The organism is Vibrio navarrensis (assembly GCF_015767675.1).
In the GTDB taxonomy this organism is placed as follows: Bacteria; Pseudomonadota; Gammaproteobacteria; order Enterobacterales; family Vibrionaceae; genus Vibrio.
The window spans coordinates 632,735-655,251 of the sequence record NZ_CP065217.1; the positions used below are offsets into that span (position 1 = coordinate 632,735).

Here is a 22,517-nt window from a genome sequence, read left to right on the forward strand (position 1 = left end):
AGAGAGACAGATGGCCAGAGCCGGATTCACATTGCAGGAAAGAGACAAGTCGAGATTGCTCAAAGATCGACTGGCTCGTTTTGCTGTCACTTGTGGCGGTTTGGGCGTACTTGCAGCGTTAGTGCTGATTTTTGTCTACCTGGCGATGGTGGTGTTTCCGCTCTTTTCCGACGCCAAATTAGAGCGTAATTATCAAACAATGCCCGCAACGCTCTCTCAGCCAGTGGCGTTGGCGGTAGATGACTACGGTCAGCGCGCGATGAGCGTCAGTCAATCTGGTTTACTCTCTTTCTGGCAACTTGATCTGGGCATTCGTCTCAAAGAGATCCAGTTAACGGCCAATCCGCTGTTGTTCGCCCGTACTATTCCGGCGGTTGAATGGTATGGCTTTTTGGATGAAAGTGGTGAAGTGACGCTCTTCAAGCCCGAGTTCAACAGCTCGTTGGCGAAAGAAGTTCAGCAGCCAGATATCGAGTTTTACTCGCCAGAATTTAGCTTTCGTTTGGCTGAAAAGGGCGAGTCTGTCCGGCAGTTTGCTTTCAGTGTTAACCCTAACTCGCCCACTTTGGTTTGGCTTGATCGCGATGGCACTTTGTCGGCACGCTGGTTGATGAAGTCTGCGCTAACGCAGCGCCAAATCGATTTTAAGTTTGAAAGCTCGTTTAACGATATTGATCAACTGTTGCTGACGCCCGATGGCGCGACCTTGTATCTGCGTAGTGGCTCTGAGCTGATTATTGCCCGCAAGCGGCAAGAGGCTTTTCGCGTTCGAGAGGTGGTGGATTTAACCTTGGGGGATAAAAAGCACTCGGTAAGAAATATCGATCTTTTGGCGGGCGCATACTCCTTATTGGTCACGCACAATGATGGTCGGGTGTCGCAGTGGTTTGATACGCGTCGCGACAATCAGCGCCGCTTAACGCACATTCGTGATTTCAAATTGGCCTCACAGGTGCAGTATCTGCTTCCTGATACGCATCGCAAGGGCTTCTACAGTTTTTACACCAATGGCACTTTGCAAAGCCACTACACCACCAGTGAAAAGTTGGTGCTGTTTTCTCGCGCTTTCTCTCAAGCGCCGCAGCTTTCGGCCATGTCCAATAATGAGCACTACCTGCTCTCTTATTTTCCCGGCCAGTTGAATGTTACCAAAGTAGAGAATCCGTATCCGGAAGTGTCACTCTCTTCGTTGTGGCAACGAGTGTGGTATGAAGGTTACCCGGAGCCGCAGTTTGTCTGGCAATCGACTTCGGCCAGTGATGACTTTGAAGCCAAATTCAGTCTTATTCCTATCGCATTCGGAACCATCAAAGCAGCGATGTTTGCCATGCTCTTTTCGGTGCCGATCGCGGTGCTCGGTGCCATATATACCGCTTATTTTATGGCGCCGAGAATGCGCCGGGTGGTGAAGCCGTCGATCGAATTGATGGAAGCGATGCCAACCGTCATCATCGGTTTTCTCGCTGGGCTTTGGTTCGCCCCTATTGTTGAAAACCATCTGATTTCGGTGATATCGCTGATGATCTTTTTGCCGCTGAGCACCATCGTGGTGGGGGCACTGTGGCGTCTATTGCCAGCCAACTGTCGACACAGCATCCCCAACGGTTGGCATGCGTTGATCTTGATGCCTACACTGCTGGTGATGCTGCCGATTGGCCTTTGGCTTGCACCAAGCATCGAACACATCTGGTTTGGCGGCGATATTCGTCTCTACCTGTCGGAGCACGGCATTGGCTTTGATCAGCGTAACGCGCTGGTGGTGGGGTTGGCGATGGGCTTTGCGGTGATCCCGACCATCTTTACTATCGCCGAAGATGCGATTTTCTCGGTGCCAAAGCATCTGTCGGATGGGTCGTTGGCACTTGGTGCAACACCTTGGCAAACCTTAACGCGTGTGGTGTTGCTCACTGCCAGCCCAGGGATTTTTTCTGCCATTATGATGGGGCTTGGCCGCGCGGTGGGAGAAACCATGATTGTCCTGATGGCGACAGGCAACACGCCTATGATGGACTGGAACATTCTCGAAGGGATGCGAACCCTCTCTGCCACTATTGCGGTGGAACTTCCTGAGTCTGAAGTGGGTAGTTCTCATTTCCGTCTGCTGTTTTTATCCGCGCTCCTGCTGTTTGTCTTTACCTTCGCAGTTAACTCTGTGGCGGAATGGGTGCGTCAGCGATTGAGAGAAAAATACCGTGCACTTTAACCGCCGAACGACGAAAGGAGAATGTGGGTGCTGAATTGGTTTCGCTCAGGCGCACCGTGGATCTGGCTAACGGGTGGCGCGGTCAGTATCAGTTTGTTGGCGGTGCTTGGGCTGCTCACTTTGATTGGCTGGAAAGGGCTTAACTACTTCTGGCCCGAGCCAGTGTATCAATGGACATTGCTTGAGGCGCCCGTCGCTCATCAAACCTTGCCGCTCAAAGTCGGTGAGCGGATTGTAGGGCAGTTGTATCAAAAAGAGCAGGTACCGACTGCCCAACTCCCTGAGCCGTGGCAAACCTTGGCGGCGGGAGAGGATCAGCTCACACGTTTAAACATCAAAGTGGCCAATCGTGAACGCTACCCGTCGGAGTTTCTCTCGCTACTGCAAGTGCAACTGAGTGACGCGCAGACTCCGAGTGATATTGCGGTGATAGAACGTAGCCGAGGCGGGTATTTTTTTGGCCGCATCCTCGCGTTTGTTGATGAAGGTGTGCAAACCACTCAAGGAGTGTTGCCGCTGCTGGATGAGAAGATCGGCTACGCGCAGCGACTGCGTGAAGAGATCACCCTGATCGTTGAGCACAACATCAAACCGCTCAGTTGGCGCTTAGAGCAATTACGCCTTGAAAAGCGTAAACGTGAATTGAACAAAACGGTGACGCCAGATTACTTGTCGAATTACCTCACGCAGAAAGCGCAGTTTGAGTTGCAGCTCTCCAATTATGATCAGCAGTTGGATAGCCTGCGTTTGCAATTGACGGGCTATTCTTTGATCGTTGAGGATATGACAGGCGAACGAGTGCCGATCGCACTGAGTGATATTCTTGACTACTGGTTGCCAAACCAAATGAATTTTGCGCAGAAAATGGGGCATTGGGCGCAGCAACTTTGGAAGTTCTTGTCTGATGATCCCCGTGAGTCTAATTCTGAAGGCGGAGTCTTTCCTGCGATTTTTGGTACGGTTTTTCTGGTTTTGATCATGTCAATCATTGTGATGCCGCTTGGTGTGATTGCCGCCATTTATCTGCATGAGTACGCGAAAAACAATGCCTTTACTCGCATTATTCGCATCGCAGTGATTAACTTAGCGGGTGTGCCGTCGATCGTTTATGGGGTGTTTGGTCTGGGCTTTTTTGTCTACACCATTGGCGGCTCTATCGACGAATTGTTCTACGCTGAACGTTTGCCAGCGCCAACGTTTGGTACACCGGGGTTGCTTTGGTCGGCGCTCACTTTGGCTGTACTGACTCTGCCCGTGGTGATTGTGACCAGCGAAGAGGGCCTGACGCGCATTCCTAACTCGGTGCGACACGGCTCTTTGGCGCTTGGCGCAACGCAATATGAAACCTTGTGGCGAGTGGTTATACCGATGGCGACCCCCGCGATCATCACGGGTTTGATTCTGGCCATTGCTCGGGCAGCAGGGGAAGTGGCGCCGTTGATGCTGGTGGGTGTGGTGAAGCTGGCGTCGAGTTTACCTGTGGATGGTCAGTTTCCGTATGTCCATCTCGATCGCAAGTTCATGCATCTGGGTTTCCACATCTACGATGTTGGTTTTCAGACCTCCAATATCGAAGCGGCAAGGCCATTGGTATACGCTACCTCTTTTCTGCTGGTCACAGTGATCGTCGGGCTTAATTTAACCGCCATTAGCATCCGTAATAACTTACGAGAAAAATATCGTACTTTGGGGCAAGACTGAGATGTTTTCAATTAACGAGACCTTGGGGTATCAAGCTCCATTGGACGTAAGCCGCTTGAGCGATGAGCAAACTGCTATCTGCATTGAGGATTTAAACCTCTATTATGGACAAACTCAGGCGCTGCATGGCATATCGATGCGCATTCCCAAAGGACGGGTGACGGCTTTTATCGGCCCGTCAGGTTGTGGAAAATCGACCCTGTTGCGCTGCATTAACCGTATGAATGATTTGGTCGAAGGGTGCCGTGTGACCGGGCAAGTCAAACTGCACGGCAAGAATGTTTACGATATGGGCGTTGATGTGGCCACGCTACGTCGCCGAGTGGGCATGGTGTTTCAAAGGCCTAACCCATTTCCTAAATCGATTTATGAAAACGTCGTGTATGGTTTGCGTTTACAAGGGATAAAAAATAGCCGAGCGCTAGACGACGCTGCAGAGCGAGCTTTGCGCTCGGCGGCGTTGTGGGATGAAGTGAAAGATCGTCTGCACGAAAACGCATTCGGTTTATCGGGGGGGCAACAGCAACGATTGGTGATTGCGCGTGCCATCGCCATTGAGCCAGAAGTGCTATTGTTAGATGAACCCACCTCCGCTTTGGATCCGATCTCTACTCTAACCATTGAGGAGCTTATCAATGAGCTTAAGACTCAATATACTGTGGTAATTGTCACCCATAACATGCAGCAAGCGGCGCGCGTGAGCGATTACACCGCTTTCATTCATATGGGAAAACTGATTGAATATTCGGATGCCGATACTATCTTTACCTCTCCGGTGAAAAAGCAAACCGAGGATTACATTACCGGCCGTTACGGTTAATCGTAACAATGCGCGGATCACCACCACAATCGAAAAAGGAACGCTATGCATTTTGGTCGTCATATCTCTGGTCAGTTTAATGTCGAGTTAGAGTCGATTCGTACTCATGTGTTGACCATGGGAGGATTGGTGGAACAGCAACTCTCGTTTGCGATGCAGGCATTACATAATGACGATGTGGAACTGGCGAAGCGGGTGGTGCGTGACGACCATAAAGTCAATGCGATGGAAGTATCGATAGACGACGCTTGTACGCGCATTATTGCCAAGCGGCAGCCTACGGCAAAAGATCTGCGTTTGATCATGGCGATCATCAAAACGATTACCGATTTAGAGCGCATCGGTGATGTGGCAACCAAAATGGCCTACGTGGCAATTGAGAGCCCGTCGTCTAAAGAGAGTCAGTTTCATGTGTCGTTGGAGCCACTCGCTCGTCAGGCGATTGGCATGTTGCATCAAGTACTCGATGCCTTTGCGCGCATGGATGTCGATGCGGCGGCAAAAGTACATAAAATGGATGATAAGCTGGATGCGGAATACGAAGCGGTGATCCGCCAGTTGATGACCTACATGATGGAAAATCCGAAAAACATCCCCAATATATTGCAAGTGATGTGGTCGGCGCGCGCGATAGAGCGAGTGGGTGATCGTTGCCAGAATATCTGCGAATACATCATTTACTTTGTGAAAGGCAAAGATGTGCGTCATTTGGGCGATCAGGGCATCAACGACGCCCTGAAATAGCCGGTTTTAATATTTCTGCGGCACCAAGGTCTGCTCTTCAACGGGGGAACGGACGTAGCCTTCTTTGTTGATTTCTGGCAGTTCAATCGGTGGATGTTGCAGCTCCTGATAATCCACTTGGCTGAGCAGATGGTGAATGCAGTTGAGTCTTGCTTTGCGTTTATCGTCCGACGGTACCACCCACCAAGGGCTATGTTTGGTGTCGGTATAGGCAAACATCTTGTCTTTGGCTTGTGAGTATTCGGCCCAGCGATTGCGCGATTCCAGATCCATCGGGCTAAATTTCCAGCGTTTGATAGGGGTATTTATTCGCTCCAGAAAGCGCTTCTCTTGCTCTTCATCGGAAACCGAAAACCAATATTTGAGCAAAATGATCCCTGACCGTTGCAGCATGCGTTCAAACTCAGGGCAGGCTCGTAGAAACTCTTCATATTCATCTTGAGAGCAGAAGCCCATCACTTTTTCGACCCCGGCACGGTTGTACCAACTGCGGTCAAACAGCACGATTTCACCAGCGGACGGCAGATGAGCGACGTAACGCTGAAAATACCACTGGGTTTTCTCTTTTTCCGTTGGAGCAGGCAAAGCCGATACTCGACAGACGCGGGGATTGAGCTTTTCCGTAATGCGTTTGATAACGCCACCTTTGCCCGCTGCGTCGCGGCCTTCGAAGATCACCACGACTTTCAAGCCTTTGTATTTGACCCACTCTTGCAGTTTAACCAGTTCAATCTGTAACTGCTCTAGTTCACGCTCGTAGAGCTTGCGCTTCAATTTGCCCATCGAAAGTCCCTCCTTGGATAGTGGCAAGTGGTCATCTTAACATTGAGCCTTAGCAAAAAAAGAGCGGATTCAGTTATTTGAGAACTGAAACTGTCTTGGCAATCGCCTCAATGTCGGTCAGTGGGATCATAAAATCATCAATATTGGCTGCGCCCATTTTGCTTTGCTCGGCGATGAAGTGCATTTTGCTCGGGCGTACGCCTTTACCAGAGAGATGCACTTCCGTGACGTGGCTTTTTGCTACTAACTCTTTGACATTACTGGCGTTCACCCCAGCGCCCGCCATGATGGCAATACGCCCTGCGGCTTGCTCAACCAACGAAGCCAGTAGCGCTGCGCCTTGTGGTGCTGAAGGCGCAAGGCCAGAGGTGAGAATGCGCTCGCAGCCAAGTGCGATAATGTCTTCCAGCGCTTGTTTGGGCTCGCTGCATTGGTCAAACGCTCGATGAAAGGTGACGCCGAGGCCTAAAGCCGTGGCGTGCTGACACAAACGTTGAGTGCGTTGGTAATCAATTGAGCCGTCTGGGTTGAGCAGACCCAGCACAACGCCTTGCAGCCCAGCCCGTTGTGCCGCCTCGATATCCCACATCATGATCTCCACTTCCTCTTCAGTATAGAAAAAATCCCCTTGGCGTGGGCGAATCATGGCGTAGACCGGAATCGGCGAGTGTGCCGCAGCTTGGCGCATAAAACCAAAACTTGGGGTGAGGCCACCTAGTGCAAGCGATGAACAGAGCTCTATCCGCGTTGCGCCACCTGCAATCGCTTGGTGCAGGGATTCAATGTTGTCGATACATACTTCAATGTGGTAATTCACCATGGGATGCTCTTGTGCCGGTAACAGGAAAAATGAGCTTTATGATAACAGCTGAGCGTGGTGTGACGTGGAGAGAATAGGGGTAAAAATGCGCGCGAAGCTTACCCTTTTTGGCTTGTAAACCGATAAACAAAAACCCGATGACTGGCATCGGGCTTGAATAGGACTTTACTTTTAACTGATTGGCGTTGGCGATTTATCGCACTGTAATGTTTTATTTCTCTATGAGAATCATCCAACCATTCACCCGTTGAGCGCGGGCGTTAAAAGGTCAATTATTTCTTAGCTAGGTCAGATGCGTGTTCCGCTAGGAAGCTTGCAACGCCTTTTGGTGAAGCGTCCATACCTGCTTTACCTTCTTCCCACTGAGCAGGACATACTTCGCCGTGCTTTTGGTGGAAGTTCAGTGCGTCAACCATGCGTAGCATTTCGTCGATGTTACGGCCTAGAGGTAGGTCGTTAACTACTTGGTGACGTACTAGACCGTCTTCATCGATAAGGAAAGAACCACGGAAAGCAACGCCTGCTTCTGGGTGCTCTACGTCGTACGCTTTACAGATTTCGTGTTTAACGTCTGCAACCAGTGGGTATTTAACTTGACCGATACCGCCGTTCTCAACAGCAGTGTTACGCCATGCGTTGTGAGAGAACTGAGAGTCGATAGATACACCGATAACTTCAACGCCTTTCGCTTTGAAATCTTCGTAACGGTTGTCGAACGCGATCAACTCTGATGGGCAAACGAAAGTGAAATCTAGTGGGTAGAAGAAAACAACTGCCTTCTTACCTTTAGTGAATTCAGCAAAGTTGAAGCTATCAACGATTTCACCGTTACCTAGAACAGCTGCAGCAGTAAAATCTGGGGCTTGACGACCTACTAGTACCATTTTTTGCTCCTAAAAATATAGTTAGTTCCTGACCAAGAGAGCTCTCTTCGGTCTGGTCCGTGTTTTTGCGAGACAAACTATAGTACAGATTGTAGTATTGAAAAAAGCGAAATAAATAGATTAGGTTCATCGAAAAAAGCGATAGACCGATTTCCTCCGAGCCAATCAAACAAACGACGGTAAATAATAATAATTCTATGAATAAGTGGCCCAGTCTTAAGCAGTTACACTATCTCATCACCTTGTACGAAACTCGCCATTTTAGCGATGCGGCTGAGCGGTGTTTTGTCAGTCAATCGACTTTAAGTAAAGGGATACAAAATCTCGAAGAGCTGATTGGTTGTCCGTTGTACGAGAAAAAAGACAAAAAGAGCCCGCTGGTGTTTACTCAGGCCGGTGAGCTGGTGGTGCTGCACGGGCGTGAGTTATTAGCCAAAGGGCAGGATTTGGTGGAGCTTGGCAACTTGTGTCAAGGAGACGGCATGCAAGGGCAACTCAAAGTGGGTTGCATCCCGACCATCGCCCCTTTCTTGCTCGGCGACCTTGTTCAAGATGTGAACCAACGTTTTCCGCAGCTCAACCTGCTTTTGCGTGAAGATACCACGACCAATCTGTTAACGGCCTTACGTCACGGTGAGTTGGACGTGTTGATCTTAGCGCTGCCAGTCGACATTGAGGGGATGGAGAACCGAGTGGTTGGCCAAGATCCGTTTAAGATGGTGATCAGCCGTCATCAAGCAGACAAAATCAAAGTGCCTATTAGTTATTGTGATTTGCCGGATGAGTCGGTGTTTCTTTTGGAGCGCGAGCACTGCCTGACCGAGCATGCGGTCTCCGCTTGCAAACTCACGGATAAAGAGAAAATTAATCCCTTCAGTGCCACCAGCTTGCATACATTAGTGCAGATGGTGGCAAATGGGTTGGGCACGACTTTCATTCCTCAAATGGCGATCGATCATGGCCTGCTCGACAACCAAAATTTAGTCGTGGTGGAGCCACCCGGCCAACTCGCTTATCGTGATATTGGTCTGGTTTGGCGTCCCGGTTCGGCACGGACGCAAATTTTCCATCAATTGGCGGATGTGGTTTCAGAGCTACTGTAGCAAATAGTATTAGCTCTATTTTTCGTTATTGTTATCAAAGGCACGCTATAAAAAGCGTGCCTTTTAGCATTTTATGCTGTTGGTGCAGTTTGACTTGTAAAATTTTACAGCAATGCTTTGGTGAAGCTTTCATAAAATTGTAAAACTTCACAATGTTAATTTTACACATTCGCGCTCATGCTCTGTTTAAAATATCTCCAGCTTATGATTCACAGCGCAAGTAAATAAAGGCCTTTTATCCCCATGTATCGATTCATACACCTGTTTAAAACCCGATTTACTAGCCCAAATTAATGTAATTAAATTACGTAATAAATTACATTTTAAATGGAAAAATCAAGCACTTGTTTCAAACGGAATAAAACTTCGAATTTAACGTTTTGTTTACTTTTGAACTTTTACTCTAACGCATGTTGGTGTAAGTTAATTAAAGGCTTGTAAGACTTATGTCTAGATTGATATTGCAAAGCATCTCAGAGATGTTAAAGACATAAAGCCGAAACGTTAGGTGAAGAAACCATGAAAAGCGAGGATGTATTTTGTGGTTTTAAAGTTACAAATGTTGCTTTGCCTTTCACAAGCAAACTAATTTAAGGAAGAAGAAACATGCTTGCTCAAACTCCCGAGAAACAAAACGCACCCACTGAACAGCAACAGACCCAAGGCATGCTTGAGGTGACTGGCAAGCTATCGCCAGAGCATCAAGCAATTTTCCCTGTTGAGGCCCAAACCTTTTTATCTCAGTTGTGTGCTAGGTTTGCCTCTCAAGTCGATGAACTGCTTACTGCCCGTGAAGAGAGACAGGAGCGTATCGACCAAGGCGAACTGCCCGATTTTCTGCCGCAAACGCAGGATATCCGTGAAGGGAGTTGGAAGATCCTTGGTATACCTCACGATCTGCAAGATCGTCGAGTGGAGATTACTGGTCCCACCGATCGCAAAATGGTGATCAATGCCCTCAATGCCAACGTCAAAGTGTTCATGGCGGATTTCGAAGATTCCATGTCGCCAGCTTGGGAGAAAGTGTTAGATGGTCAAATCAACTTGCGCGATGCGGTCAACGGCACCATCTCGTATACCAATTCAGACAATGGCAAGCACTACCAACTGGTGGAAAATCCAGCGGTGCTCATCTGCCGTGTGCGCGGCCTGCATCTGAGAGAAAAACATGTCACGTGGCAGGGAGAGATCATTCACGGAGCATTGTTTGATTTCGCGCTCTACTTTTATAACAACTACAAAGCGTTACTAAAAAAAGGCAGCGGTCCTTATTTCTACCTGCCTAAACTGCAGTCTCACCATGAAGCGAAGTGGTGGAGTGAGGTATTCCATTTCACCGAAGATTATTTCGGTCTAGACACAGGTACGATTAAAGCGACAGTGCTGATCGAAACGCTTCCAGCAGTGTTTGAAATGGATGAAATTCTCTTTTCTCTCAAAGAGCACATCGTCGGTCTGAACTGTGGCCGCTGGGACTATATTTTCAGCTACATCAAGACCTTGAAAAAACATCCAGATCGCGTTCTGCCAGATCGCCAAGTCGTAACGATGGATAAGCCTTTCCTCAACGCTTACTCGCGTTTGCTTATCCGTACTTGCCACAAACGTGGTGCCTTTGCGATGGGAGGAATGGCGGCGTTTATTCCCGCTAAAGATCCAGTAGAAAACCAGCGCGTTTTAGACAAAATCCTTAACGATAAAATGCTGGAAGCCAACAATGGCCACGACGGCACTTGGGTTGCTCACCCAGGTTTGGCGGACACCGCAATGGCCGTGTTTAATCAAGTGTTTGGCGAGCGTAGCAACCAACTGGATGTTAGCCGCGAGCAAGATGCGCCGATCAGCGCTGAGGAACTGCTTGCACCATGCGGCGGAGAGAGAACAGAGCATGGCATGCGTCACAACATTCGAGTCGCGCTGCAATACATCGAAGCGTGGATCTCCGGTAACGGCTGTGTACCGATTTACGGCTTGATGGAGGATGCTGCGACGGCTGAGATCTCGCGCGCCTCAATTTGGCAATGGATTCAACATCAGAAAACCTTAGATAACGGTTTAACGGTCACTAAAGCGCTGTTTGAACAATACCTCAAAGAAGAAATTGAGGTCGTGAAACAGGAAATAGGTGACGTGCGTTATCAAGCCGGACGCTTTGTTGAAGCCGCCGAGCTAATGGCAAGGTTAACCACCAGCGATGAACTGAGTAATTTCTTAACGGTTCCAGGTTACGACTATCTGGACTGAGTGAAAAACTGATAACTGAACACCGACAACTTACTACCAATAACGTGAACAACTTGAAGGCAGATAAGGAAGTACTGCCGGAGAAATGGAAACTCAAAAGCGCCGTGAAGCGCCAATAATAAAGAGGGATAGACCAATGACATTAACTCGCCGCCAACAAATCGAAGCTCTAGAAAAAGACTGGGCAACCAATCCTCGCTGGAAGCACGTCAAGCGTCCATACACCGCTGAAGAAGTGGTGGATCTGCGTGGTTCTATTGTTCCTGCCAACACGCTGGCCCAACGTGGCGCAGATAAGTTGTGGTCGCTGGTCAACGGGAGCGCCAAAAAAGGTTATGTAAACTGTTTGGGTGCACTGACGGGTGGTCAGGCGGTTCAACAAGCGAAAGCGGGCATTGAAGCCATCTATCTGTCTGGTTGGCAGGTTGCTGCGGACAACAACACCGCATCTACCATGTACCCAGATCAGTCACTCTATCCAGTTGATTCGGTACCTTCAGTGGTGAAGCGCATCAACAACTCGTTCCGTCGTGCAGACCAAATTCAGTGGGCGAATGGTAAATCGCCAGAAGAGGGTGGCATTGACTACTTCCTGCCGATTGTGGCTGACGCTGAAGCGGGCTTTGGTGGCGTATTGAACGCCTACGAGCTGATGAAATCGATGATTGAAGCAGGCGCGGCAGGCGTGCATTTTGAAGATCAGCTTGCATCGGTGAAAAAATGTGGCCACATGGGCGGTAAAGTATTAGTACCAACGCAAGAAGCGGTGCAAAAACTGGTGGCAGCTCGATTGGCTGCTGACGTTGCGGGCACAACGACGCTGGTTATTGCTCGTACCGACGCCAACGCTGCAGACTTGCTTACCTCAGATTGCGACCCTTATGATGCCGACTTCATCGTTGGTGAGCGTACTCAAGAAGGTTTCTACCGCGTACGTGCCGGCATTGAACAGGCGATTTCTCGTGGTCTTGCTTACGCGCCTTACGCTGACCTTATCTGGTGTGAAACAGCCACACCATGTCTAGAAGAAGCGCGTAAGTTTGCAGAGGCTATTCATGCGCAATACCCAGACCAACTGCTGGCGTACAACTGCTCGCCATCATTTAACTGGGAGAAGAACTTGGATGCCGAAACCATCGCCAAGTTCCAGCAAGAGCTGTCGGATATGGGCTACAAATACCAGTTCATCACCTTGGCGGGCATTCACAATATGTGGTTCAACATGTTTGAACTGGCGCACGCTTACGCGCAAGGCGAAGGGATGCGTCACTATGTTGAGAAAGTGCAGCGTCCTGAGTTCCAAGCTGCGGAGAAAGGTTACACCTTCGTTGCGCACCAGCAAGAAGTGGGTACTGGCTACTTTGACCGTATGACCAACACCATTCAGGGCGGCAACTCATCCGTCACGGCGCTCACGGGCTCAACAGAAGAAGATCAGTTCCATTAATATCAGTGCAAAATGCTTAAGAGCGGCTTCGGCCGCTCTTTTGTGTTCCAATGCTAGCTATACATCCGGCGGTGATCTTGGTCTCTAGAGATCGTCTTCCATTTCCAGCTCGTCGGGTTCCACTTCTTCTTGCAGTTCCAGTAAGTTAATCGCGATGGTGACAAAATCCGAGTCGGTGATAATGCCCACCAACTGACCTCTATCGACCACAGGTAAACAGCCGACTTTGTGCTTTTGCATGTACAGGGCGCTCTCTTTAAGCCCGGCTTTTGGCTCGGCGGTCATAATGCTGCTGTGCATCATTTCATAAAGCGGCGTATCGTCGGTGTAGGATTGATCGGCTGGCGCGTTGTGTAAGCTGGATTCTTGCGCCGCGAGAATATCGCGTTGGGTTACGATTCCCAGCAAGCGTTTGTTCGCGTCAACAATCGGGATGTGTCTGATGTCGAGTGCGGCCATCATATTGCGCGCATCTGCTAAGGTATGCGAACGCAACAAGGTATGAGGGTTGCGAGTCATCATATCTTCTACTTTGATCATGGTGTCCTCCAGTCGTTCCGTTCTTCCTTTTTACTATAGACACAAATGGCATAAATATCTGGGAGCCAACGCGTTTTCCCACAACAAATTTGCTGCGAGTCAGTTGGCATTTTGTGCGCAATCCGAGCACTAGCAACGGCGCAAGAGAGGATATTCCTCGCACATTTTTCGGCCGGGGATTTCCCTGTCGAAGAGTCTGGCTGAATATGAGCGCAGTTGAGCTATCAGTGGTCTTTATCATGTGGAAAAAAACGCTTCTTTTAGCGGGCGCTTGGGCGATCTGTGCCAGCACCCACGCCATCATTCTCGGAGAAAATGATCCGGACGCCAGTTTTCGAGTGACGATTCGCTCAAGCAACATGGCCGAATTTCCGGTTTGCGGTGGCACTATGGTGTCAGAGCGCTGGGTATTGACGGCGGCGCATTGTGTGGTCATGGGCGAAGGCACCGATCTCGCCAGCTATTTTGTCACCAAACCTCATCAAATCTCGGTCACGGCACGCACGCCGGATCTCAATCTGTCGCAGATAGAGAACTACTTTAATGTCTCTCACGTCGTGGTTCATCCAAGCTATACACGCTTGAGCGAATACAAAAAGGGCAGCGACGGTCTGATGACCTTGGTGAGCACCAGCCTGGATAGTGATGTCGCGTTGCTGTATCTCGAACGGCCCGTGACGGGGGTAGCGTTATCTTCATTGCCGACGATGGAAGAGATGCGCCAAATTGAAACTCGACTCAATAGCCAGTGGGATGATGAATTTGCCACCAACCTGCGACCCAAAAATGTCACCGCATCGGGGTGGGGAGCAACCGTTGCCAACGCATCCACCCCTTCGCCTACACTACAGAAAACGCAGTTAACCTACTTGCCAATCACGAACTGCTATCAGCGCTTAGAACTGGGTAACGACTTACCGGGAATCATTGAAGCGCCAACCAATGTGAGCAAAATCTGCACCATGGCCAATGAAGTGTTGCCTTGGAACCCTGATGAGAGAACGCAATACGGCAACAACGTCTGTAAAGGCGACAGTGGCGGCCCTTTGCTGGATGATGTCACTGGCAAACAGATTGGTATCGTCAGCGGAATTCCACTACTGACACCAACCTGCGCGGCGGTGACCCTGCCAAGCTTTTATACCAAAGTCAGTACCTACTACGATTGGATAGTGAGCTACGTCAATGCCGCGAATCCGCCCACTTCACCGATTTTGCCGCCCGATTTTATCCGCAACTATGCCGCTGACAATGGCAGTGATGCGGGCGCTGACAACGGGGGAGGAGATGATAATGCGTCGGGAGATTGTCACGGAGGCATCTCCACCAACAGCTGTCAATTTACCGGTAAAGCCCAAGGTGGTGGAAGCGTCCACTATCTGTGGGTGTTGAGTCTCTTTGCCGTGCGGATCTTCAGAACAAAACGCTAACTTTTCATCCACTCAGCGAGCCTATTTTGCTCGCTGAGTACTTGTTTACGCCTCGGCTTAAGTTTGGCGAGGCTTGTTACACTCTCGCCGAGAACTTTGCTTGCTATTGAACCTTGTCGCTCTATACTACCCCACTGCGAAAAATTCACTCGCATTATAATGACGTTAAACCCCAGAAGAATTTACCAAGAGCAGTAGCATGCAAGTTTCAGATTTTCACTTCGACTTACCTGACGAACTGATCGCCCGTTATCCTCAACCAGATCGCACGGCCAGTCGTTTACTTCAGCTAAATGGCAACAGTGGCGAGGTAAAAGATGGCACCTTTAAAGACGTGTTGGACTTAGTTCAGCCGGGGGATTTAGTGGTGTTTAACAATACCCGCGTGATCCCGGCGCGGATGTTTGGCCGTAAAGCCTCGGGCGGTAAACTGGAAGTGCTGGTGGAGCGGATGCTTGATGACAAACGTCTGCTGGCGCATGTTCGCTGTTCTAAATCGCCTAAACCGGGCAGCTCCGTCATTCTGGGTGAAAACGACCAGTACAGTGCGGAGATGATCGCGCGTCATGGTGCCTTGTTTGAACTCAAGCTTAACGGCGATAAAACGCTATTAGAGGTGTTGGAAGAGATTGGCCACATGCCCCTTCCTCCCTATATCGACCGCCCAGACGAAGAGGCGGATAAAGAACGCTATCAAACCGTTTATAACCAGAAACCCGGTGCCGTTGCCGCGCCAACGGCTGGATTGCACTTTGACGCGCAATTGCTGGAACAAATGCAAGCCAAAGGTGTCGAACTGGCTTACGTGACTTTGCATGTTGGGGCGGGCACTTTCCAGCCAGTGAAGGTGGACAATATTCACGACCATCACATGCACGCAGAGTATGCGGAAGTGCCGCAAGAGGTGGTGGATGCCATTGCGGCGACCAAAGCACGTGGTGGGCGCATTATCGCGGTAGGCACCACGTCGGTACGTTCTTTGGAAAGTGCCGCGCAAGATGCGCTGAAAAAAGGCGCTGAGCTCGCGCCATTTTTTGCCGATACCGAGATCTTCATCTACCCGGGTTATCAATACCAGTTGGTCGATTGTTTGATCACCAATTTCCACTTGCCAGAGTCGACGCTCATCATGTTAGTGAGCGCGTTCGCGGGTTATGAACATACCATGCGCGCTTATCAGCATGCGGTGGACAACCAATATCGCTTCTTCTCTTATGGTGATGCGATGTTTATTGAAAAGAAGACTTGCTAAGCGCGGCAGAATCGCCGCGTGAACCAATTACGAGTGCTAGCAGAAAGCTAGAGGGGTTACCGCCACGGTAACCGCTTCGCAAGGAGACAGCGACCGCTCTCGTGGGACGTACATCGTCCGTGACTAAACCGTCAGACTGTTTCTCTGACGTTGGAGGCTTCGTGAAATTAAAGTTCGATCTTAAAAAGAAAAATGGCAATGCCCGTCGTGGTCAACTGACCTTTGAACGCGGTACCGTGCAAACGCCAGCGTTCATGCCAGTGGGGACTTACGGTACGGTAAAAGGGATGACACCAGAAGAAGTGAAAGCCACAGGCGCTGAAATTCTCCTCGGCAATACCTTTCACTTGTGGCTGCGTCCGGGTCAAGAAGTAATGAAAATGCACGGTGACTTGCACGATTTCATGAACTGGCAAGGCCCGATTCTGACCGACTCAGGCGGTTTCCAAGTGTTCAGCTTGGGCGACATTCGTAAAATCACCGAAGAGGGCGTGCATTTCCGTAACCCGGTTAACGGCGACAAGATTTTCATGGATGCAGAAAAATCGATGGAGATCCAAAAAGATCTCGGCTCTGACATCGTGATGATTTTCGACGAATGTACCCCGTATCCAGCAACGCATGCGGAAGCGAAAAAGTCGATGGAAATGTCACTGCGCTGGGCTCAGCGCTCGCGTGATCACTTCGATAAGCTCGAAAACCCCAATAACCTGTTTGGCATCGTGCAAGGTGGTGTTTACGAAGACCTGCGTGATGTTTCGGTCAAAGGGCTGACGGAAATCGGCTTTGATGGCTACGCGGTCGGTGGTCTTGCAGTGGGTGAACCCAAAGAGGATATGCATCGCGTGCTTGAGCATACGTGCCCGCAGCTACCGGAAGACAAACCTCGCTACTTGATGGGCGTGGGTAAACCGGAAGACTTGGTGGAAGGCGTTCGCCGCGGGATCGACATGTTTGACTGCGTGATGCCAACGCGAAATGCGCGTAACGGACACCTGTTTGTCACTGGCGGTGTGATCAAGATCCGTAATGCGACACATAAAACCGATACAAGCGCTCTCGATCCACATTGTGACTGTTACACTTGTAAAAATTACTCAAAGTCGTATCTGCACCATTTGGACCGTTGCAACGAAATCCTCGGCGCTCGCTTGAACACTATCCACAATCTACGTTACTACCAACGTTTGATGGAAAGCATTCGTAAGGCGATTGATGAAGATCGCTTCGAGCAGTTTGTGGAAGAGTTCTACGCAAGGCGCAATCGCGAAGTGCCGCCACTTGGTCAACAGGCTTAATTTTGTAAAAGTAAAAAAATGTTGCGCCATCTTGTTTTTATGAGCGACTTCGCTTGAAAATGAGGTGGCGTTACCCAATTTGTTGGATTATCAATAAAAATTAATGAGGATGTTTTAATGTTTATCTCTCAAGCTCACGCTGCGGCAGAAGGTGCACCACAAGGTGGTGGTTTCGAAATGCTGATCATGCTTGGCATGTTTGCCGTTATCTTTTACTTCATGATTTACCGCCCTCAAGCGAAACGTGTTAAAGAGCACAAAAGCTTAATGGCGGCGATGGGTAAGGGAGACGAAGTACTTACAAGTGGTGGTCTGGTGGGTAAAATCACTAAGATCGCAGAAGACAACGATTACATTTCAATTGAGTTGAACACCAACAACGAAGTTGTGATCAAAAAGGACTTCGTTACCGCTGTGCTACCAAAAGGTACGCTTAAATCTTTATAAAACAGCTAGAGGATCCTCGCTGTGCTAAACCGTTACCCATTATGGAAGTATTTGATGGTGATGTTAACCATCGCTATCGCTGCCTTGTATGCACTTCCAAATATCTACGGTGAAGATCCGGCAATTCAAGTTACAGGGGCGCGTGGCGCCTCTGTAGATATGTCAACGCTGGATGCTGTCACCAACGCTCTTACCAAAGAGAACCTTACCCACAAATCGATTGCCCTAGAAAATGGCTCGATTCTTGTCCGTTTCAACGATACCGACACCCAATTGAGTGCTCGCGATGTTGTCAGTGAAGCGCTTGGCAAAGACAAGATTGTCGCGCTTAACTTGGCGCCTTCAACGCCAGATTGGCTGGAATCCATCGGTGCTGCGCCGATGAAGCTTGGCCTTGACCTGCGTGGTGGTGTGCATTTCCTGATGGAAGTGGACATGGACGCCGCGATGGAGAAGCTGGTCGGCCAGCAAGAAGAAGCATTTCGCAGTGAGCTACGCGATGCCAAAATCCGTTACCGTTCTATTCGTCCGACGGGTAAACAAGCGGTTGAAGTGTTGCTGCGTGATGCAGAGCAAGTAGCCGAAGCGAAACAGCTGTTAGTCAAAAACCATCCCGACATGACGTTTGTTGAGTCAGTGGCAGATGGTCGCTATGAGTTGGTTGGTACCTTTACCGAAGCGCGTCTGCAAGAGATCCGCAACTACGCGGTTGAGCAGAACATTACCATCCTACGTAACCGTGTGAACGAGCTCGGTGTGGCAGAACCCTTGGTTCAACGCCAAGGCGCGAGTCGCATTGTGGTTGAACTGCCAGGGGTGCAAGACACTGCCCGTGCGAAAGAAATTTTAGGGGCAACGGCAACACTTGAGTTTCGTGAAGTGGATGACAAAGCTGACCTAGCTGCAGCGGCGAGTGGCCGTGCTCCAGCAGGCAGTGAAATCAAAACGGATCGTAATGGTCGTCCGGTCGTGCTGAAAAAACGGGTGATTCTCGGTGGTGCAAGTATTACCGATGCTAGCTCCAGTACCGATGAATACGGTCGTCCGCAGGTAAATATTTCGCTCGATAGCGAAGGGGGCAATAAAATGTCCGCCTTCTCGAAGAAGAACATCGGCAAGCTGATGGCGACGGTGTTTGCGGAATACAAAGATAGCGGCCGTCGCACGCCGGAAGGCAAAGTGATTCTCACTAAGCATGAAGAGGTGATCAACCAAGCGACCATTCAGTCGGCGTTGGGACGCAACTTCCGCATTACTGGGATCGATTCTGTCTCTGAAGCTCACAACTTGGCGTTGCTATTGCGTGCAGGTGCTTTGATTGCCCCTATCTCAATCGTTGAAGAACGTACCATCGGCCCATCTATGGGCCAGCAGAACATCGACATGGGTATCCAAGCGTGTATCTGGGGTATGGTGGCGGTTATGCTGTTTACCCTGCTTTACTACCGCAAGTTTGGCTTGATTGCCAACGTGGCGCTGATGGCGAACTTGGTACTGATTATCGGTGTCATGTCGATGATTCCGGGGGCGACCATGACCCTGCCAGGCATTGCTGGGATTGTCTTGACGGTTGGTATGGCGGTCGACGCCAACGTTCTGATCTTTGAGCGTATCCGTGAAGAGCTTCGTGAAGGGCGCAATCCGCAGCAAGCGATTCATCAAGGATACGCGAATGCGTTTAGCACCATCGCTGACGCCAACATCACCACACTGATCACGGCGATTATTTTGTTCGCGGTCGGAACCGGGGCGATCAAAGGCTTCGCGGTGACGTTATCTATCGGTATTTTGACGTCCATGTTTACGGCCATCATCGGTACGCGTTGCATTGTCAACCTACTGTATGGCGGCAAACGTATTAATAAACTGTCGATCTAAGGCTGGGAATTGTTATGTTTCAGATTCTAAAAGCAGACAAAGCGATCGACTTTATGCGTTGGTCGAAAGTCGCATTCGCGTTGTCGATTGTGATGATTGGGGCGTCGCTCTTTACCCTCTCTACTAAATGGTTGAACTGGGGATTGGATTTTACCGGCGGTACCTTGATTGAAGTAGGCTTTGAACAGCCTGCCAATCTAGAAGAGATCCGTAGTGCGCTGGAAAGCAAAGGCTTTGCTGATGCGACAGTACAAAACTTCGGTTCAGCGCGTGATGTGATGGTGCGTCTGCGTCCTCGTGAAGATGTTGCGGGTGAGACGCTGGGCAACCAGATCTTAAGTGCGATTAAAGAAGGTACAGGCAAAAACGTTGAGATGCGCCGTATCGAGTTCGTGGGCCCGAACGTGGGTGACGAACTCACCGAAGCGGGCGGTCTGGCGATTTTGGTCTCTTTGCTGTGTATTTTGCTCTATGTCTCGATGCGTTTTGAATGGCGTCTGGCAGCGGGTGCGGTACTGGCATTGGCGCACGACGTAATCATTACGTTGGGTGTTTTCTCCATGATGCAAATCGAAGTGGATCTTACCATTGTTGCCGCTTTGTTGACGGTAGTAGGTTACTCGCTGAACGATACTATTGTGGTATTTGACCGTATTCGTGAGAACTTCCGCAAGATGCGCAAAGGCGAGCCTGCTGATGTAATGGATAACTCGATCACGCAAACATTGAGCCGTACGCTGATTACATCTGGCACGACCTTATTTGTGGTGATTGCGCTGTTTGCACAGGGCGGGGCGATGATCCACGGTTTTGCTACCGCATTGCTACTGGGTATCACCGTTGGTACTTACTCTTCTATTTATGTGGCTTCGGCGCTGGCGCTGAAACTGGGTATTCAGAAAGAGCACCTGATGCCACCGCAAGTGGAAAAAGAAGGTGCAGAGTTCGAAGAACTGCCTTAACCGCTTTACAGCATAAAACGCAAAAGCCGCTGCAAACCACAGCGGCTTTTTTCTATTTTGCCTTTTTTCTATTTTGCGTAGGCCATTTATTTTATTTATGCATTGGCCGTAAATAAAAAAGCCCCAACCTTGCGGAAGGGGCTCATTCAAAAGCAATCAGCGTGACGGGCTATGGATTACTTAAGAATTGCGTCGTTACCATTCTCACGAATGTGTTTCAGCAATGATTTAACGCCGCGTGCACTTGAAGCAACGACGTTACCTGATTTCAGGTATTCTGTACCGCCGGCAAAGTCAGTGATGATCGCACCCGCTTCGCGTGCGATCAGCTCGCCCGCAGCGATGTCCCAAGGTTTGAGACCAAGCTCAAAGTAACCGTCAACACGACCAGCGGCAACGTAACAAAGATCCAGTGCAGCAGAGCCAGCACGGCGGAAGTCTGCGACTTCAACAAACATGGCAGACATGATTTTGAAGTAAGATTCAGAATGTTGCTTCTGTTTGAATGGGAAACCGGTTGCAATAACCGCACCTTGAAGATCTTTTGGCTGTTTTACACGGATACGTGCGTTGTTGAGCTGTGCACCTGAACCACGCTGAGCGGTGAACAATTCGTTTTGCATTGGGTCGTAAACACAAGCCACTTCAGTTTTGCCTTTGATGCGCACGGCGATAGAAACCGCGAAATGAGGAATGCCTTTGACAAAGTTGGTGGTGCCATCCAGTGGGTCAATGATCCATTGTACGTCTTTATCTCTACCATCAATCGTGCCGTTTTCTTCAGCGATGATGCAGTGCTCTGGGTAAGAGTTTTTAATAGTATCGATAATGATCGTTTCTGCTTCTTTGTCTACGTTGGTCACAAAGTCGTTTGTGCCTTTTAGCGTAGATTCAATTTTCTCAACGTTTTCTAGTGATTTAGCAATATGGTTGCCTGCTTTTCGCGCAGCGCGAATAGCAATGTTTAGCATTGGATGCATACGAATTTCCCAACGGATGTTAAAGAACAAATGAAAGCGGCGGCGAGTATACCAGAGAAAAATGAAATGTGAAGTGGCGATTTTTTAAGCGGCGCTCCTTACTTGATGTGATGAGCATCAAGAAAACGCAGCTCTACGCTCTTCGACCAAGTGATTAATTCCCTACATGCCGCCAACAATATAGGGCGATAGAGAAAAATATGCTAACATCCTGCGGTTTTAAATCAGGTACTAAAAACTCGCATGTTAGATCAGGTCAAAGTTGTTCTCGTCGGAACGTCCCACTCAGGTAATATCGGCTCTACCGCTCGCGCAATGAAAGTGATGGGCCTAAGCCAATTGGTTCTCGTACAACCGGAATGCGAAGTGGATGCTCAGGCGATTGCGCTGGCCTCTGGTGCCTCTGATGTGGCCTTGAATGCCCGTATTGTCTCTTCTTTAGAAGAGGCGGTGGGTGACTGCGCTTTAGTCGTGGGTTCTAGTGCTCGCTCGCGTACTTTGGAATGGCCGATGCTTGAGCCAAGAGAGTGCGGTGAGAAGATGATCCAAGAAAGCAAGCAAGGTGCGGTGGCGCTGGTTTTTGGTCGCGAGCGCACTGGCTTGACCAACGAAGAGCTGCAAAAGTGCCACTATCACGTCTGCATTCCAGCCAATCCAGAGTACAGCTCATTAAACCTTGCCATGGCGGTACAAACACTCAGCTATGAAGTGCGTATGGCGTACCTGAATGATCAGCAAAGTCAGTACGCACCCATTGCCGAAGTGGAATATCCTCGACACAAAGAGTTAGAACTTTTCTATCAACATCTCGAAAAGGTGATGTTGGCAAGTGAGTTCATCAGTCCCGATCAACCTAATCAAGTGATGAACAAAATGCGTCGTCTGTTCAGTCGTGCTCGCCCGGAGGCGCAAGAGCTCAACATTTTGCGCGGCGTGCTGACGGCGATTGAAAAATTGCACCTGGGCAAAAAATAACCCTTA

The 22,517-nt window shown here is 49.5% G+C and carries 18 protein-coding genes and 2 pseudogenes; 15 read left to right on the forward strand and 5 right to left on the reverse strand.

What is annotated here, in order from left to right; all coding sequences use genetic code 11:
* The first annotated feature begins 10 nt into the window (after positions 1–10).
* From I3X05_RS02785 to phoU, 5 genes and pseudogenes are all read left to right on the forward strand, one after another.
* Positions 11–2,203, forward strand: a complete 2,193-nt coding sequence (locus tag I3X05_RS02785) for an ABC transporter permease subunit (protein ID WP_045570610.1) — start codon at positions 11–13, stop codon at positions 2,201–2,203.
* 21 nt (positions 2,204–2,224) lie between these two features.
* Positions 2,225–2,672 (forward strand): annotated as a pseudogene (locus tag I3X05_RS23705) (phosphate ABC transporter permease PstA); the annotation flags it as partial.
* A gap of 263 nt (positions 2,673–2,935) precedes the next feature.
* Positions 2,936–3,904 (forward strand): annotated as a pseudogene (gene pstA / locus I3X05_RS23710) (phosphate ABC transporter permease PstA); the annotation flags it as partial.
* A gap of 1 nt (position 3,905) precedes the next feature.
* Positions 3,906–4,724, forward strand: a complete 819-nt coding sequence (gene pstB / locus I3X05_RS02795) for a phosphate ABC transporter ATP-binding protein PstB (protein WP_039424249.1) — start codon at positions 3,906–3,908, stop codon at positions 4,722–4,724.
* A gap of 45 nt (positions 4,725–4,769) precedes the next feature.
* Positions 4,770–5,468, forward strand: coding sequence for a phosphate signaling complex protein PhoU (gene phoU / locus I3X05_RS02800; protein ID WP_039424252.1), 699 nt, complete (start codon positions 4,770–4,772; stop codon positions 5,466–5,468).
* 6 nt (positions 5,469–5,474) lie between these two features.
* Here the strand turns inward: phoU and ppk2 are convergent, their stop codons facing one another.
* The 3 genes from ppk2 to I3X05_RS02815 all read right to left on the reverse strand — a co-directional run bounded on the left by ppk2 (position 5,475) and on the right by I3X05_RS02815 (position 7,955).
* Positions 5,475–6,251 carry a polyphosphate kinase 2 gene (gene ppk2 / locus I3X05_RS02805; RefSeq protein ID WP_045570608.1) on the reverse strand — a complete coding sequence of 259 codons (777 nt, stop codon included), beginning with the start codon at positions 6,249–6,251 and terminating at the stop codon, positions 5,475–5,477.
* A 73-nt stretch (positions 6,252–6,324) separates the two neighbouring features.
* Positions 6,325–7,068 (reverse strand): copper homeostasis protein CutC, encoded by a 744-nt coding sequence (locus I3X05_RS02810; RefSeq protein ID WP_193157955.1) that lies wholly within the window; start codon positions 7,066–7,068, stop codon positions 6,325–6,327.
* Between the two features lie 275 nt (positions 7,069–7,343).
* The gene (locus tag I3X05_RS02815) at positions 7,344–7,955 is read right to left on the reverse strand and encodes a peroxiredoxin C (RefSeq protein WP_039424257.1); all 612 of its coding nucleotides are present in this window, start codon (positions 7,953–7,955) and stop codon (positions 7,344–7,346) included.
* Positions 7,956–8,152: 197 nt separating this feature from the next.
* On the opposite strand from I3X05_RS02815, the gene I3X05_RS02820 reads away from it, so the two are divergent.
* The 3 genes from I3X05_RS02820 (at position 8,153) to aceA (ending at position 12,749) form a co-directional block, all read left to right on the forward strand.
* Positions 8,153–9,058: a hydrogen peroxide-inducible genes activator gene (locus tag I3X05_RS02820; RefSeq protein WP_193157953.1), complete on the forward strand. Its 906-nt coding sequence runs from the start codon at positions 8,153–8,155 to the stop codon at positions 9,056–9,058.
* A gap of 606 nt (positions 9,059–9,664) precedes the next feature.
* Positions 9,665–11,302 (forward strand): malate synthase A, encoded by a 1,638-nt coding sequence (aceB, locus tag I3X05_RS02825; protein ID WP_045570606.1) that lies wholly within the window; start codon positions 9,665–9,667, stop codon positions 11,300–11,302.
* Positions 11,303–11,438: 136 nt separating this feature from the next.
* The gene (aceA, locus tag I3X05_RS02830) at positions 11,439–12,749 is read left to right on the forward strand and encodes an isocitrate lyase (protein WP_045570605.1); all 1,311 of its coding nucleotides are present in this window, start codon (positions 11,439–11,441) and stop codon (positions 12,747–12,749) included.
* 84 nt (positions 12,750–12,833) lie between these two features.
* Here aceA and I3X05_RS02835 read toward each other — a convergent pair whose 3' ends face one another.
* Positions 12,834–13,289 carry a CBS domain-containing protein gene (locus I3X05_RS02835; protein ID WP_045570604.1) on the reverse strand — a complete coding sequence of 152 codons (456 nt, stop codon included), beginning with the start codon at positions 13,287–13,289 and terminating at the stop codon, positions 12,834–12,836.
* Between the two features lie 206 nt (positions 13,290–13,495).
* Between I3X05_RS02835 and I3X05_RS02840 the strand changes: the two genes are divergently transcribed.
* From I3X05_RS02840 to secF, 6 genes are all read left to right on the forward strand, one after another.
* Positions 13,496–14,719 (forward strand): S1 family peptidase, encoded by a 1,224-nt coding sequence (locus I3X05_RS02840; RefSeq protein WP_413470438.1) that lies wholly within the window; start codon positions 13,496–13,498, stop codon positions 14,717–14,719.
* 199 nt (positions 14,720–14,918) lie between these two features.
* Entirely contained in the window at positions 14,919–15,971 is a 1,053-nt protein-coding gene (queA, locus tag I3X05_RS02845; protein WP_045570603.1) for a tRNA preQ1(34) S-adenosylmethionine ribosyltransferase-isomerase QueA, read from the forward strand.
* A gap of 161 nt (positions 15,972–16,132) precedes the next feature.
* Positions 16,133–17,269 carry a tRNA guanosine(34) transglycosylase Tgt gene (gene tgt / locus I3X05_RS02850; RefSeq protein ID WP_045570602.1) on the forward strand — a complete coding sequence of 379 codons (1,137 nt, stop codon included), beginning with the start codon at positions 16,133–16,135 and terminating at the stop codon, positions 17,267–17,269.
* A 117-nt stretch (positions 17,270–17,386) separates the two neighbouring features.
* Positions 17,387–17,716 (forward strand): preprotein translocase subunit YajC, encoded by a 330-nt coding sequence (yajC, locus tag I3X05_RS02855; RefSeq protein WP_039424269.1) that lies wholly within the window; start codon positions 17,387–17,389, stop codon positions 17,714–17,716.
* Between the two features lie 21 nt (positions 17,717–17,737).
* The gene (gene secD / locus I3X05_RS02860; protein WP_082069688.1) at positions 17,738–19,594 is read left to right on the forward strand and encodes a protein translocase subunit SecD; all 1,857 of its coding nucleotides are present in this window, start codon (positions 17,738–17,740) and stop codon (positions 19,592–19,594) included.
* Between the two features lie 14 nt (positions 19,595–19,608).
* Positions 19,609–20,556 carry a protein translocase subunit SecF gene (gene secF / locus I3X05_RS02865; RefSeq protein ID WP_045570600.1) on the forward strand — a complete coding sequence of 316 codons (948 nt, stop codon included), beginning with the start codon at positions 19,609–19,611 and terminating at the stop codon, positions 20,554–20,556.
* Positions 20,557–20,732: 176 nt separating this feature from the next.
* Here the strand turns inward: secF and suhB are convergent, their stop codons facing one another.
* Complete coding sequence (gene suhB / locus I3X05_RS02870; protein WP_045570599.1) at positions 20,733–21,536, reverse strand: inositol-1-monophosphatase; 804 nt, start codon at positions 21,534–21,536, stop codon at positions 20,733–20,735.
* Between the two features lie 243 nt (positions 21,537–21,779).
* Between suhB and trmJ the strand changes: the two genes are divergently transcribed.
* On the forward strand, positions 21,780–22,511 hold the full coding sequence (gene trmJ / locus I3X05_RS02875; RefSeq protein WP_193167912.1) for a tRNA (cytosine(32)/uridine(32)-2'-O)-methyltransferase TrmJ: 732 nt from the start codon (positions 21,780–21,782) through the stop codon (positions 22,509–22,511).
* The last annotated feature ends 6 nt before the right edge of the window (positions 22,512–22,517 follow it).

What these genes read in the sequence shown, in the direction of transcription:
- phoU (WP_039424252.1), top strand. Translation starts at nt 4,770, where the DNA reads ATGCATTTTGGTCGTCATATCTCTGGTCAGTTTAATGTCGAGTTAGAG.
- suhB (WP_045570599.1), bottom strand. Translation starts at nt 21,536, where the DNA reads ATGCATCCAATGCTAAACATTGCTATTCGCGCTGCGCGAAAAGCAGGC.
- aceB (WP_045570606.1), top strand. Translation starts at nt 9,665, where the DNA reads ATGCTTGCTCAAACTCCCGAGAAACAAAACGCACCCACTGAACAGCAA.
- I3X05_RS02815 (WP_039424257.1), bottom strand. Translation starts at nt 7,955, where the DNA reads ATGGTACTAGTAGGTCGTCAAGCCCCAGATTTTACTGCTGCAGCTGTT.
- secF (WP_045570600.1), top strand. Translation starts at nt 19,609, where the DNA reads ATGTTTCAGATTCTAAAAGCAGACAAAGCGATCGACTTTATGCGTTGG.
- I3X05_RS02835 (WP_045570604.1), bottom strand. Translation starts at nt 13,289, where the DNA reads ATGATCAAAGTAGAAGATATGATGACTCGCAACCCTCATACCTTGTTG.
- yajC (WP_039424269.1), top strand. Translation starts at nt 17,387, where the DNA reads ATGTTTATCTCTCAAGCTCACGCTGCGGCAGAAGGTGCACCACAAGGT.
- I3X05_RS02785 (WP_045570610.1), top strand. Translation starts at nt 11, where the DNA reads ATGGCCAGAGCCGGATTCACATTGCAGGAAAGAGACAAGTCGAGATTG.
- I3X05_RS02840 (WP_413470438.1), top strand. Translation starts at nt 13,496, where the DNA reads ATGAGCGCAGTTGAGCTATCAGTGGTCTTTATCATGTGGAAAAAAACG.
- trmJ (WP_193167912.1), top strand. Translation starts at nt 21,780, where the DNA reads ATGTTAGATCAGGTCAAAGTTGTTCTCGTCGGAACGTCCCACTCAGGT.
- ppk2 (WP_045570608.1), bottom strand. Translation starts at nt 6,251, where the DNA reads ATGGGCAAATTGAAGCGCAAGCTCTACGAGCGTGAACTAGAGCAGTTA.
- aceA (WP_045570605.1), top strand. Translation starts at nt 11,439, where the DNA reads ATGACATTAACTCGCCGCCAACAAATCGAAGCTCTAGAAAAAGACTGG.
- queA (WP_045570603.1), top strand. Translation starts at nt 14,919, where the DNA reads ATGCAAGTTTCAGATTTTCACTTCGACTTACCTGACGAACTGATCGCC.
- I3X05_RS02820 (WP_193157953.1), top strand. Translation starts at nt 8,153, where the DNA reads ATGAATAAGTGGCCCAGTCTTAAGCAGTTACACTATCTCATCACCTTG.
- pstB (WP_039424249.1), top strand. Translation starts at nt 3,906, where the DNA reads ATGTTTTCAATTAACGAGACCTTGGGGTATCAAGCTCCATTGGACGTA.